We start from the raw sequence: 12,494 nt of genomic DNA on the forward strand, positions 1-12,494 counted from the left end.
ATGAAGGAATACAGAACGGTTGCACAGATTGCAGGGCCGCTGGTCTTCGTCGAGAAGACGGAGCCGGTCGGCTACAGCGAACTCGTCAACATCGTGACCGCCGACGGCACGGTCAAGCGCGGCCAGGTGCTGGATACGAGCGACGAGATCGTGGTCGTCCAGGTCTTCGAGACCACCGCAGGCATCGGCAGGGACTCGGGCATCCGGTTCACCGGCGAAACGATCAAGATGCCGGTCGGAAAGGACATGCTCGGGCGTATCCTCTCCGGCGGCGGCAAGCCGATCGACGGCGGTCCGGAGATCGTGCCCGAGAAGAGGCTCGAGATCACCGGTGCGGCCATCAATCCCTACGCCCGCTCCTCGCCTGAGGATTTCATCCAGACGGGTATCTCGACGATCGACGGGACGAACACTCTCGTCCGCGGCCAGAAACTCCCGATCTTCTCGGCATCGGGTCTGCCCCACAACGACGTGGCGCTTCAGATCGCACGGCAGGCAAAGGTGCCCGGTTCGACCGAAGAGTTCGCCGTGGTCTTTGCGGCCATGGGTATCACCCGGGAAGAGGCCAACTACTTCATGGCCGACTTCGAGAAGACGGGCGCTCTCGAGCGTTCGGTCGTCTTCTTAAACCTTGCGGACGACCCGGCCGTCGAGCGGACGATCACGCCGCGTCTTGCGCTCACCACCGCCGAGTACCTGGCGTTCGACCTCGGCTACCACGTGCTGGTCATCCTGACGGATATGACCAACTACTGCGAGGCGCTCCGCCAGATCGGCGCGGCCCGTGAAGAAGTGCCCGGGCGGCGCGGTTACCCCGGCTACATGTACACGGACCTTGCGAGCATCTACGAGCGTGCCGGTATCATCAAGGGCGTCAAGGGCTCGGTGACTCAGATCCCGATCCTGACGATGCCGGGTGACGATATCACCCACCCGATCCCGGACCTGACCGGCTACATCACCGAAGGACAGATCGTGGTCAACCGTGATCTGCACCGGAAGGGTATCTACCCGCCGATCAACGTGCTGCCCTCGCTGTCGCGTCTGATGAACCTCGGTATCGGCGAGGGTCACACCCGCGAGGACCACAAGAAGGTCTCGGACCAGCTCTACGCGGCGTACGCGGAGGGCAACGACCTCCGCGGCCTGGTCGCCATCGTCGGCAAGGACGCGCTTTCGGAGCGCGACCGGATGTTCCTAGAGTTCGCAGATCTCTTCGAAGACCGCTTCGTCAGGCAGGGCCTGTATGAGGACCGGTCGATCGAGGAGACGCTCGACCTCGGCTGGGAACTCCTCTCGACGCTGCCCGAAGAGCAGCTCGTCCGTATCGACCGCGAACTGATCCAGAAGTACCACCCGAAGTACCGGAAGAAGGCACAGGGGTAAACGTCCATGGCGCTACGAGATATCAAGCCGACGCGTTCGGAGCTGATCAACATCAAGCGGAGGATCAAGCTATCGGAGCGCGGCTATAACATCCTCAAGATGAAGCGCGATGGGCTGATCCTGGAGTTCTTCAAGGTGCTGCAGCAGGCGAAAGACAGCCGCGGCGCACTGCTGGAGCGCTACGAACGTGCGATGGAGATGATCGCCCTTGCGGAGACCGTCGAGGGTGCGATCGGGGTGAAGGCCGCCGCCTTTTCGACGGCGGACGTCCCCGCGATCTCCTTAAAGAGCAAGAACATCATGGGCGTCGTCGTCCCGGAGATCCAGGCGTCTTCCGTCCGGAAGGGCGTCCTCGACCGCGGTTACGGGATGCTCGGTACCTCTGCCGTCATCGACGAGACCGCGGAGGCGTTCGAGGATCTGCTCGAGGCCATCATCGAGGCCGCCGAGATCGAGACGACCATGAAGCGACTCCTCGACGAGATCGAGAGCACCAAGCGGCGCGTGAACGCGCTCGAGTTCAAGGTGATCCCGGAACTCTCCGAGGCCAGAGACTTTATCAAGATGCGGCTCGATGAGATGGAACGTGAGGAGCTCTTCCGCCTGAAAAAGATTAAGGCACGGAGCACCTGAAGAGAGAGACTGGTGATACCCGGTGGAGATCGGTACGCTCGCTGATGCTGGGAAACTGACGGGAACGGTGATGCTGCGGGTTGATTTCAACTCGCCCATCGATCCCTCCTCAAACCAGATCCTGGACGACAAACGGTTCCGGGAACACCTGCCGACGGTGCAGGCACTCGAGGACGCGCGGCTTGTCATCCTCACGCACCAGAGCAGGCCCGGCAAGAAGGATTTCACGACGCTTGAGGCGCATGCGGCGAAACTGGAGCGGCTGCTCGGCCGTCCGGTGACGTATGTGGAGGACATCTTCGGGCGGTGCGCCCGGGATGCCATCCGGGGTGCGAAGCGCGGGGACGTCCTGATGCTCGAGAATCTCCGGTTTGCCGCCGAGGAGAACCTGACCTTAAAGCCCGAGGATGCGAAGAAGACTCTCCTTGTCCGGAGGCTGGCGTCAATGGCTGACCTGTACGTCAACGATGCGTTCGGCACAGCACACCGGTCGCAGCCATCAATCGTGGGGCTGCCGCTCGTGCTCCCATCGGTGGCCGGCCTCCTGATGGAGAAGGAGGTTGCGAACCTCTCCCGGGTCTTTTCCGGCGCCCCGCGTCCCGTCACCTTCGTGCTCGGCGGGACGAAGGTGGACGACTCGATCGCGGTCGCAGAGAACGTCCTTGAGCGGGGAACGGCCGACCGCGTGATCGTCGTCGGCGTGGTCGGAAACGTCTTCCTGCTTGCGGCGGGCTACGAGATCGGGCTTCCGTCGGCCCGGCTGATCGACGACCTCGGCTACCGGGCTGAGATCGATAAGGCGAAAGCCCTCCTGGAATCCTACGCCGATCGGCTCTCTCTGCCGCACTCGGTCGCCGTCCGCGAAGACGGCGAGCGGGTCGAGTACCCCCTGAACGCCGTCCCGGAGGACGCCCAGGTGCTGGATCTCGGGAGCGATTCGATCGAGAGCCTCACCGGGACGATCTCGGGCTCGGGAACGGTCGTGGTGAACGGTCCGGCGGGGCTCTTCGAGGAGGAGCAGTTCGCCGTCGGCACCTTCGAGCTCTTGAGGGCGGCATCCACCGTGGAGTTCTCGGTGGTGGGCGGCGGGCATTCCGGCGCGGCCATCGAGCGGCTCGGTATCGAGGATCGGTTCACCCACATCTCCACCGGCGGAGGGGCGGCCATTGAGTTCCTGACCGGGAAGAAGATGCCCGCCATCGAAGCGCTGGAGATATCCCGGAAAATCTTCGGGTGAGGGCACGGTGCGACTGCCTGGTAGGGCAGGAGCTTGAGATGACCGAAGGTCTTTGAGTTGCGATGGGTCGTCAGAGCTGGAGCACCACCAGGGTACGAGTTGCGCTGGGCCGGGGAGTGCGATGGACAACGTCCGGAGCTTGAGCACCGTCAGGAGTGCATCAGCTCTGCTCCACAGTTGCTTCACGCCGGACAGCAAAGCCTGTGCCGCACCGATGGCGTGCCCGGTATACCGGCGCTGCTCTGGCTGCTTGCCAGCCGGGTGATGGGAAAAATGAGGTGGGGTTTGGCCTTATGGAATGAGGTGGGGGGCCACACCCGAAGATTTCATGGCCCGGTGTAATTTCGTTGTGATCGCTGAACACTGGTGCAGGAGCGCCGTATGCCCAGGCCTGCTCCTGACCGAACCCTGTGTCTTCGGTAAGGTGTGTGGGTGTTGTAGGGTGTGGTGATTGCTGACTGGAATTGAGTAAACTGGTGGTTGCTGGGTGTGGTCTTTCCCCGATCCAATATCTATAGTGCTCATTATATAATATTTTCCAATAAATATCTGGGTTAATATATTGGTCGAAATACGAAATAAAATTCTAAAAAATTCTGTTTAACCGAGAGATTGGCTTAGATTCTGGTAAATTTTGACCATCATGCTTATATGTGGTGCTGGTTGTCAGACGATGTATCCGGGGGAAACCCCGGTACCCGCGCCCCCCGGGCTGCCGTTCGCACCCGCCTGCCGGAGTCATTCGCGGAGGAGAGCAACCCGGGAACCGACCGGAATGCCGATATCCGCGCCGATCGGGCCGCACTTGACCGACATCAGGAAAGCCACGGGCGGAAGGTCACGTTCATCGGAGAGTGACTCGTAGTTGGCCATACCCTTGGCGATGACGAGCGTTGCACGGTCAAGGGCATCGGCAAGGGGAGGCGGAGCGAGCTCCCGGTTGAGGCCGAGCTCGGCAATGCCGTCCGTCGTGCCGGTGAGCAGGTCGACCCTGCGGTCGAGCCCGAGCGCCACGGCATCCTCTATCGTCGCGTCGTTTAAGATCGGCGCGCCCCGGACGGCGAACGTGACATGCGATCCGGTCTTCTTGAGGTGATCCGCGAGAAGGGTGTCAAAGACGATCTCCCCGCAGTTGTCGGCGAGGTAGACTACCCGGGAGGTGAGCGCCTCTATCGCTTCTGTGTCGTCGACGCTCAGCCCCGCCGCAAACTCCCGGCGGAAGAACTCGACGAAGTTATCGGTGACGGTATGCGCCTTCGAACCGTAGTCCAGCGTGTTGCCGATGACCGATGCCAGCGCCAGATCGTGGAACGTCGAAAGATCGCCGCGCACCTTCCGGCAAACCGCCGCTGCGTCCTCGTTGTTGCCTCTCTTCAATGATCGGTAGGGGTCGTCGTCGCCGATCATCCGGTAGGCGAGCCGGTGTACCTGGCTCGCGATGACTGGTGCGGGCACCGGGTCGGCGATGATGCGCCCAAGGAGGTCCCGGCACGCATCGACGATTTCGGCGACACGCATCGGATCGTCGATACAAAGCCGACTCTCGTACTCAACCCGGCTTATCAGGCAATCCGTGCAGCCCTGATTCAATCTCATGCTGCAGATAACTATGTCAGGGAAAGAGAAAAAATGGTCTAATGGGGCCACTGCGATTTGAACGCAGGTCAGAAGACCCCCAGTCTCCTAGGATGGCCAGGCTACCCTATGGCCCCTCCCTCATACTATGTGTTTGAATCACACATATATCTTCGCTTTGTGGAGGCGAGTTAGAACACCTATCCCCGCATATTCTTATATTCCTCGACGCTTCGTGTCAACTGCTCCAGTTCGCTGCCGGTGATCTCCATCCTGCCTGACAATGCGTCAACCTCCCTGAGGAGCTGCTGGATGCGCACGTACATCACGTACATAATAAACAGCAGGCAAATGATGGTTACCGAGAGCAAGACTATCATGATTGCATTCATATCAGTCATCATGGTTCTCTCCTGAATAGTGCGCGGGCAAGCCGCTCAATAAACCCGTCCTGCACCTCCTGCGGCTCCTCCTCCACAGGGAAGCCCGCTAAAGAGGCTGCAATTCTTCGGAACGCTTTTGATGATCCGGATCCTGGTGATTTCACGACGACCAGTGTCCTTGCCGCTGCTGCCCTTCGCACGTTTGCATCTTCCGGGATCGTATCGATGACCGACACGCCGAGCATCTTCTCGATCTGTTTCCGGTTCACGTCGAAGTTCTCCCCGTCTGCTCGGTTGATAATAGCCCCACCGATGGCGCCGCCGATCGTCTCCGTCAGGATCTTGATCTTTAGAGCATCCACGAGCGAGGCAATCTCGGGGTTCACAACCAGCAGGACCTCGTCTGCCATGGTGAGGGGCACGACGGCATCGGTGCTGATGCCGGCAGGCGCATCCAGGAGCAGGAAGTCGCAGCGTTCGGTGAGATCTCGCATTACATCTTTGAGCCGTTCAGGGTCCGCGTTCTGGAATCCTCGGAGTGAGAGGCCGCTCGGAACGATTTTGAGGCCGTAAGGCCCCTCGTATATCGCATCGCGGATCGGCGCCTCCCCTGCCAGGACTTCGTGGAGCGTTACCGGTGTCTCAGCGAGCCCCAGCACCAGCGCCAGGTTGGCCATACCCATGTCCATATCTACGATGCAGGTCTTCCGGCCGTGTTGGGCCAACGCTGCTCCCAGGTTTGCGGTGACGGTCGTCTTCCCGGTTCCCCCTTTTCCAGAGGCGATGGTATAGGCCCTGATCATCTAAAACCGTCTCAAGGATAGATAGTAGTCGTTGAATTTAAATTTATTTGTTTGTCCCCTTCTCCTGCCTGACTTAAATGCGTTTTTAGCGCCTTCATGTGGTCGTTATCTTGAAAAATGGGCATGTGGGCTCCCGAATTTCTGCCCGCAATTTGGTTCCCTGCGGCTGCTGCAAAGGCTGCCTGCTCTGTAGCGGCAGTACCTTCCGATGCCGGGGAGAAATCCGTTGCCAGGCATGCCAGAATTCAAGGTAGGAGCAAGAGTGACTGCTCCCCTCCTCTCGTCGGGGGCATCCAGGGATGTTATCCCTGAAGTTGCAATCCCGATCGCATACTATTGATCGGTGTGTTCTGGTCGCAATCCATCACCAACCCACAGTGCGGGCAGGAGTGAACGCGATCTGAGAGCGTCTTTATGGCGATCATTCCAGGTCTTCACCTGCCGGAAGAAGACTTAAGGCAAGATACACCCGCATGGAGACATCCTGCAAGACCTGAGAATAGACTGTGGAGGGTTTGGAGTGCTCTTTCTTCCAGAGAGGGATCTGGCGTTTCGACTCTTGGCACGAGATTGAACGCCCTTCCTGCTCCCATGCGTTCTTTCGTAATGCGAGCGTCTCGTTATAGGTCCACCGGCAGATCTCCAACGTCCGCTCCAGCCTGGAGACGTGAAATCTCGTTGGACGGAGTCGATAGCGATACGCTTTAGGCACAATGAGAACATCGGTAGGGACAACCCATAACTGTATCAGTGGACGAGCTGTATCCGGCCAGTGAAGTGGCGGGGATTAGCCCTGTATTGATCCTAAAGCAATATTGAATCGATATTTGCTTTAATATCGATTCGATATTCATATATGATGCGACGCAGATATCTCAATGAGATAAACCGGGGGTTAATCGAATGAGTAGTCATTCCTTCATGGAAGAGAATGCCCAGGGACACATCGATGAGATTCGGTCAGTCGCCGGTGTCACTGCATGCGCTCTCGTCTCCAGTGAGGGCACAATAATGGGCAAGTACTTCCGGGAGGGAGGTGCTTCGTCGTCTCTTTTTGCAGCGACGTGCGCCACGGTCCTTGCATCGGCGGAGGCAGCTTGCGGCAGCGCCAATATAGAGCGACCGTCTATGGTCATTATCACCGCAACCGACGCTACAATTCTCATTGTGGGTGTTGGGGAGGCCGCCCTGATCACAGCGGTAATAGATAAGTCTGCAAATCTCTCAACAGTACAGAGAGAGTTGCTGGATATAGCAGTCAGGATCGGAGAGGAGGCATGATGTACACAATACTGGTTGTCGACGATAGCCCCATGATCGTCGACGTTTTCGTTACCATGCTGGAGCGTGGTGGCTATCGGCCAATCACCGCCTATAGTGGCGAAGAGTGTCTGAAGGTCCTGAATGCGACCCCCCCGGACCTGGTCCTTCTGGATATTATGATGGAGCCGATGGATGGTTGGGAGACGCTCGAGAAAATCAAGGATAGCCCTGCGACACAGAATATCCCCGTCCTCATGCTGACCGCGAAACCTCTCACCCCGGAGGAAGCCAACGAATACGGCACCTACATCGAGGACTATATCCTCAAACCCACCACCCACCACCAGCTCTACGAGGCCATCGAGCACGTGCTGGCACGCCGGCACTCGATAACCGCCGACATTGAGCGGGCGCGCGAGGCCGGCGTTGATCCCCAGATTGTCGACGAATACGAACGCCTTTCAAAAAGCGTCGATATCAACAGGCGCCTCCTGAAGATTCTGGAGACCACCTACAGCATCAAGGATGCCCGGGCGGGAATGGGTGAGGACATCACGAGAGCTATAAAGAGTATGGCGGCGAGCATCAAACTCCAGGAAGAGCGCCTGAATCAGGTCCGGACCCAGTTTGAAGAGCTCTTCACGACACGTTGAGGGTTTTGCCCCTTGCTTTTCAGCTCCCCTCCTTAAGCCGGCGTACCCACGGGCGCAAAGTGCAGTGCAACGGCAACCGGTCGATCGAGGCCCGGACCCCTTCTTCACGGTTGTCTCACTCGGGCGTTTCCTTAATAACCGTCCGCGCGCTCCTGCCTTCCGATATAGACGATCGCGATCGTCAGAACGAGAATTGCCGCGAGTGTCATCCCGATGTCGAGGGGCGTGACGTGCTCGACTCCGAAGGTCAGGACACGCCGCACCATCGCGGTGATGCCTGCGATCAGGATTGGCGTCACCTGCACCTTGTTGGTCCTGAAGTACGCCGTCACGGTCTCCAGGATCTCCACGATGATGAGGGTCAGGAGGAGCGCGTGCAGCACCTGGAGCACGCCCTGCGTCATGTCTTCGGCATGGGAGAGCGCCACTACCTGGAGGATGACGTCGTAGAACGAGAATATCGCGAGCAAGGAGAGAGAGGCAGCAATGAGCAGGTATATGCCCTGCGTTATCCACGATATGGCGGATATGGCCGTATCAGTGGAGTTTTTAGAAGGAATCATGCGGGCACCCTGGTCCTCGGGAATACGTATATATACTGGACGTTCGGAGAGCATTAAATATTCCGGTAGATCTCTAGCGCGTGGGGAATTGAAAGGTTTATATCGTTAGACTGCGAATGATATGATACGCCTGCAAGTAAATTATTTATACTATTCTTGCATTGTAATAATGCTGGATGGCAGTACGCGCGGGGTCTATAGCTCAGTTAGGTAGAGCGCCTGGCTTTTAACCAGGTGGTCGGGGGTTCAAATCCCCTTGGGCCCGTTGCCATGGGCGATGTCTATGGATTTTAACAAGGTGATGCATCTGATACGCAACTTTTTCGTCGGTGAGGTGTAAGCGATGGGCACAACACTTGACGTACTTAACCATGAGATGGTGCCAGACCATCAGATTATGGGCGAAGAAGAGGTCGCCGACCTCCTCGCAACGTACCATATCTCTCTAGAACAACTGCCAAAAATGTATCATGACGATCCTGCGGCGAAGGCTATCGGGGGCGATGTCGGGAACGTCATTCGGATTACTCGTGACAGTCGCACCGCGGGCAGAGCCGAAGCTTACAGGCTCGTCGTGAAGAGACCGAAGAAATAATTCAGAGGCCGGGAGCTGATCCATCTGTTAGACAGAAGTGTTTTGTCGAGAGCATATTTTTCGCGGGAGCATGTAGCGCGCCACCAGTTAGACTCTTATAATAATTTCCTCCTGCATAATCTTCAGAAAGTCGTTGACGAACAACGTATCATCGAGACTGATATCGAGACCCGTGGTAAAGGAAAAGAGGCTGTATGGGTTGAACTGGGCAAGATCGAGGTGAAGAAACCTCTCGTCCGCGAGGCGGACGGGTCGCAGTCCGAGCTCTTTCCGAGCGAGGCACGCCTCCGGAATCTCACATACGCGGCACCCATTCAACTCGAGATGACGCTTGTCCGGGGTGAAGAGTCGCAGGACCCGATCGTCACCATCATCGGGCAGCTGCCGGTGATGGTGGGTTCGGCCGCCTGCAACCTCTACAACATGAGCGACGCCGACCGGACCGAGCACGGAGAAGATCCTCTCGATCCCGGCGGCTACTTCATCGTCAACGGCACAGAAAGGGTGCTGATGACGCTCGAGGACCTTGCCTCGAACAAGATCATGACCGAGTTCACCGAGCGTTACAACGAGCGGATATACGTAGCAAAGGTCTTCTCGCAGTACCGGGGTTATCGGGCGCTCGTGATCGTCGAACGGAACCGCAAAAATCTGCTCGAGGTCTCGTTCCCCTCGGTCGCCGGGCACCTCCGTTTCGTCGACCTGATGCGGGCGCTGGGGCTGCAGGGTGACCACGACATCGTGGAGGCGGTCTCCACCGATGAAGAGATCCTCACCTTCATGATGCAGAACCTGGAAGAGAGTGAGTGTGACACCGTCGACGACGGCGTCATGTACGTCGGCAAAAAGCTCGCGCCCAACCAGACCCGGGACTACCAGCGCAAGAGAGCCGAGTTCGTCCTCGACAACTACCTCCTTCCGCACTTAAACTACCTGATGCCGGTGGGTTTGAAAGAGGAAGATCCCGCATACCGGCACACAGTCGAGGGTGTCCGTCTCGCGAAAGCGCACTTCCTCGGCCGCATGGCCGAGGCCTGTTTTGACCTGGTGCTTGACCGGCGCCGGATCGATGACAAAGACCACTACGCAAACAAGCGGCTGAAACTTGCCGGCGACCTGATGGAAGACCTCTTCCGGATCTCGCTCAACCGCTTAACGAGGGACGTGAAGTACCAACTCGAGCGGGCCAGCATGCGCCACCGCGACCTCTCGATCGGCACCGCCGTGCGCGCGGATGTCCTGACCGAACGGTTGCTGCATCCGCTTGCCACCGGCAACTGGGTGGGCGGGCGCACCGGTGTTTCGCAGCTCCTGGACCGGGTTGACCACATGGCGGTGCTCTCGCACCTCCGGCGTGTGATCTCCCCGCTCTCCCGCTCGCAGCCTCACTTCGAGGCCCGTGACCTGCACCCCACCCAGTGGGGCCGGATATGTCCGAGCGAGACGCCTGAGGGTCCGAATTGTGGACTGGTGAAGAATTTCGCCCAGATGGTCGAGATCAGCAAGGGCGTAATCAACGAAGAGGAAGTGAAGAACATTCTATACGATATGGGCGTCATCGCCCTCCGGAGAGAAACGGCATGAGACAGTCGCGTGTCTTCGTAGACGGAGCCCTTATCGGGCTCGTGGATGACCCCCGGGAACTTGTCGGGCGGATGCGCGACATGCGCCGGCGCGGCGAGATCCCTTCCGAGGTAAACGTCTCCTACAAGGAGTTCAACAATGACGTCATCGTCCACACCGATCGCGGCAGAGCGCGCCGGCCCCTGATCGTGGTCCGGGACGGCATGCCACAGGTGGCCGACGACGACATCGAACGCCTCCGAAACGGCGAGATGACCTTCGAGGACGTGGTTCGGCAGGGCGCGATCGAGTTTGTCGACGCCGAAGAGGAGGAAGATCTCTTCATCGCCATCAATGAGGCGGACCTTACCCCCGAGCACACGCATCTCGAGATCGATCCCTCGCTCATCCTGGGTATCGGGGCGGCGCATGTTCCGTTCCCCGAGCACAACGCCAGTCCGCGTGTCACCATGGGTGCCGGGATGGTCAAGCAGGCGCTCGGGTTCGGATCTGCAAACATGAAACTTCGCCCCGACACTCGGGGGCACATGCTCCACTACGTTCAGAAGCCACTCACCTACACCCAGACCTCCGACGTGATCGGTTCCGACGATCGGGCCGCAGGCCAGAACTTCGTCGTCGCTATCATCTCCTACGAGGGGTTCAACATTGAGGATGCACTGGTCATCAACAAGGCCTCCATCGACCGGGGCCTCGGGCGCTCGCACTTCTTCCGCACCTACGACGGTGAAGAGCGGCGTTATCCCGGCGGCCAGGTCGACCGGATCGAGATCCCGGATGAAGAGGTCTCCGGTGCGCACGGTGCCGAGTTCTACGCGAACCTCGATATCGACGGCGTCATCAATCCCGAGACGGTCGTCCGCGAAAAAGATGTGCTGATCGGAAAGACCTCGCCGCCGAGATTCCTCGAAGAGCCGACGAGCGAGCTGATCGCCGTCGAAAAGCGGCGCGACACCTCGGTCACGATGCGGAGCAACGAGCACGGTATCGTGGACACCGTCATCATCACCGAGGGCGAGAACTCCTCGCGCCTCGTCAAAGTCCGGACCCGCGACCTCCGTATCCCCGAGGTGGGTGACAAGTTCGCGTCCCGGCACGGGCAGAAGGGTGTTATCGGGCTGATCCAGCCTTCGGCGGATATGCCGTTCACCGAGTCGGGCATGACGCCGGACCTGATCATCAACCCCCACGCCGTCCCGAGCCGTATGACCATCGGACATATGCTTGAGATGCTGGGCGGCAAGGTCGGTTCCCTCGAGGGGCACCGGATCAACGCGACCGCGTTCCGCGGAGAGCGCGAGACCGCTCTGCGGAATTCCCTCAAGGAACTCGGGTTCGCCCACAATGGCCGCGAAGTGATGTACGACGGTATCACCGGCAGGCAGTTTGCAGCTGACATCTACATCGGAGTTATCTACTACCAGAAACTCTACCACATGGTATCGAGCAAGATGCACGCTCGGTCACGCGGCCCCGTGCAGGTGCTCACCCGCCAGCCGACCGAAGGGCGTGCCCGCGAGGGCGGTCTCCGGTTCGGTGAGATGGAGCGGGACGTGATGATCGGCCACGGCGCGGCCATGGCCTTGAAAGAGCGTCTCCTCGACGAGTCGGACAAGGTGACCCAGTGGGTCTGCGCGAAGTGCGGTATGGTGGCGATGCTGGATCGGAAGCGGAAGGTGACGCGGTGCCTTGCCTGCGGCAGCGAGACCGATATCTACCCCGTCGAGATGAGCTACGCCTTCAAGCTCCTTCTCGACGAGATGAAGAGCATGGGCATTGCTCCCCGCCTGAGGCTCGACGATATGGTGTAAGAGGGGGC

13 protein-coding genes and 2 tRNA genes are annotated in these 12,494 nt (G+C 59.0%); 9 read left to right on the forward strand and 6 right to left on the reverse strand.

What is annotated here, in order from left to right; genetic code table 11:
• From HL657_RS02395 to HL657_RS02405, 3 genes are read left to right on the forward strand one after another with little or no spacing between them, the layout of a single operon-like run.
• Positions 1-1,386, forward strand: a complete 1,386-nt coding sequence (locus HL657_RS02395; RefSeq protein WP_317295239.1) for an ATP synthase subunit B — start codon at positions 1-3, stop codon at positions 1,384-1,386.
• A 6-nt stretch (positions 1,387-1,392) separates the two neighbouring features.
• Positions 1,393-2,019, forward strand: coding sequence for a V-type ATP synthase subunit D (locus HL657_RS02400; protein WP_317295240.1), 627 nt, complete (start codon positions 1,393-1,395; stop codon positions 2,017-2,019).
• A gap of 22 nt (positions 2,020-2,041) precedes the next feature.
• Positions 2,042-3,256, forward strand: coding sequence for a phosphoglycerate kinase (locus HL657_RS02405; protein ID WP_394804637.1), 1,215 nt, complete (start codon positions 2,042-2,044; stop codon positions 3,254-3,256).
• A 738-nt stretch (positions 3,257-3,994) separates the two neighbouring features.
• Here the strand turns inward: HL657_RS02405 and HL657_RS02410 are convergent.
• The 5 genes from HL657_RS02410 to HL657_RS13425 form a co-directional block, all read right to left on the reverse strand.
• Positions 3,995-4,852, reverse strand: coding sequence for a damage-control phosphatase ARMT1 family protein (locus HL657_RS02410; RefSeq protein WP_317295241.1), 858 nt, complete (start codon positions 4,850-4,852; stop codon positions 3,995-3,997).
• Between the two features lie 42 nt (positions 4,853-4,894).
• Positions 4,895-4,968 (reverse strand) — tRNA-Pro (locus HL657_RS02415).
• Positions 4,969-5,031: 63 nt separating this feature from the next.
• Positions 5,032-5,157, reverse strand: coding sequence for a hypothetical protein (locus tag HL657_RS02420; protein WP_317295242.1), 126 nt, complete (start codon positions 5,155-5,157; stop codon positions 5,032-5,034).
• A gap of 74 nt (positions 5,158-5,231) precedes the next feature.
• Complete coding sequence (gene minD, locus HL657_RS02425) at positions 5,232-6,017, reverse strand: cell division ATPase MinD (RefSeq protein ID WP_317295243.1); 786 nt, start codon at positions 6,015-6,017, stop codon at positions 5,232-5,234.
• A gap of 421 nt (positions 6,018-6,438) precedes the next feature.
• Entirely contained in the window at positions 6,439-6,729 is a 291-nt protein-coding gene (locus HL657_RS13425; protein WP_394804638.1) for a helix-turn-helix domain-containing protein, read from the reverse strand.
• Between the two features lie 209 nt (positions 6,730-6,938).
• On the opposite strand from HL657_RS13425, the gene HL657_RS02430 reads away from it, so the two are divergent.
• Both HL657_RS02430 and HL657_RS02435 read left to right on the forward strand, forming a co-directional pair.
• Positions 6,939-7,298, forward strand: a complete 360-nt coding sequence (locus HL657_RS02430) for a roadblock/LC7 domain-containing protein (protein ID WP_317295244.1) — start codon at positions 6,939-6,941, stop codon at positions 7,296-7,298.
• Positions 7,298-7,933, forward strand: a complete 636-nt coding sequence (locus tag HL657_RS02435) for a response regulator (RefSeq protein WP_317295245.1) — start codon at positions 7,298-7,300, stop codon at positions 7,931-7,933. Before HL657_RS02430 ends, HL657_RS02435 begins: the two co-directional genes overlap by 1 nt.
• Positions 7,934-8,064: 131 nt before the next feature.
• Here HL657_RS02435 and HL657_RS02440 read toward each other — a convergent pair whose 3' ends face one another.
• The gene (locus HL657_RS02440) at positions 8,065-8,496 is read right to left on the reverse strand and encodes a phosphate-starvation-inducible PsiE family protein (RefSeq protein WP_317295246.1); all 432 of its coding nucleotides are present in this window, start codon (positions 8,494-8,496) and stop codon (positions 8,065-8,067) included.
• 191 nt (positions 8,497-8,687) lie between these two features.
• On the opposite strand from HL657_RS02440, the gene HL657_RS02445 reads away from it, so the two are divergent.
• From HL657_RS02445 to rpoB, 4 genes are all read left to right on the forward strand, one after another.
• Positions 8,688-8,761: transfer RNA gene (locus tag HL657_RS02445), tRNA-Lys, on the forward strand.
• A gap of 78 nt (positions 8,762-8,839) precedes the next feature.
• Positions 8,840-9,091: a DNA-directed RNA polymerase subunit H gene (locus HL657_RS02450; RefSeq protein ID WP_317295247.1), complete on the forward strand. Its 252-nt coding sequence runs from the start codon at positions 8,840-8,842 to the stop codon at positions 9,089-9,091.
• A 42-nt stretch (positions 9,092-9,133) separates the two neighbouring features.
• A complete protein-coding gene (locus tag HL657_RS02455) occupies positions 9,134-10,675 on the forward strand; it encodes a DNA-directed RNA polymerase subunit B'' (RefSeq protein ID WP_317295248.1) in 1,542 nt (513 codons plus the stop codon).
• Positions 10,672-12,486, forward strand: coding sequence for a DNA-directed RNA polymerase subunit B (gene rpoB / locus HL657_RS02460; protein WP_317295249.1), 1,815 nt, complete (start codon positions 10,672-10,674; stop codon positions 12,484-12,486). The genes HL657_RS02455 and rpoB overlap by 4 nt, the downstream gene beginning before the upstream one ends.
• Positions 12,487-12,494 lie beyond the last annotated feature (8 nt).

It is taken from the genome of Methanoculleus nereidis (assembly GCF_032944295.1).
Classification (GTDB): domain Archaea; phylum Halobacteriota; class Methanomicrobia; order Methanomicrobiales; family Methanoculleaceae; genus Methanoculleus; species Methanoculleus nereidis.

Excerpts from the sequence above, each read along its gene's own strand:
- HL657_RS02395 (WP_317295239.1), top strand. The coding sequence starts at position 1 with ATGAAGGAATACAGAACGGTTGCACAGATTGCAGGGCCGCTGGTCTTC.
- HL657_RS02400 (WP_317295240.1), top strand. The coding sequence starts at position 1,393 with ATGGCGCTACGAGATATCAAGCCGACGCGTTCGGAGCTGATCAACATC.
- HL657_RS02410 (WP_317295241.1), bottom strand. The coding sequence starts at position 4,852 with ATGAGATTGAATCAGGGCTGCACGGATTGCCTGATAAGCCGGGTTGAG.
- HL657_RS02420 (WP_317295242.1), bottom strand. The coding sequence starts at position 5,157 with ATGTACGTGCGCATCCAGCAGCTCCTCAGGGAGGTTGACGCATTGTCA.
- minD (WP_317295243.1), bottom strand. The coding sequence starts at position 6,017 with ATGATCAGGGCCTATACCATCGCCTCTGGAAAAGGGGGAACCGGGAAG.
- HL657_RS02430 (WP_317295244.1), top strand. The coding sequence starts at position 6,939 with ATGGAAGAGAATGCCCAGGGACACATCGATGAGATTCGGTCAGTCGCC.
- HL657_RS02435 (WP_317295245.1), top strand. The coding sequence starts at position 7,298 with ATGTACACAATACTGGTTGTCGACGATAGCCCCATGATCGTCGACGTT.
- HL657_RS02440 (WP_317295246.1), bottom strand. The coding sequence starts at position 8,496 with ATGATTCCTTCTAAAAACTCCACTGATACGGCCATATCCGCCATATCG.
- HL657_RS02450 (WP_317295247.1), top strand. The coding sequence starts at position 8,840 with ATGGGCACAACACTTGACGTACTTAACCATGAGATGGTGCCAGACCAT.
- rpoB (WP_317295249.1), top strand. The coding sequence starts at position 10,672 with ATGAGACAGTCGCGTGTCTTCGTAGACGGAGCCCTTATCGGGCTCGTG.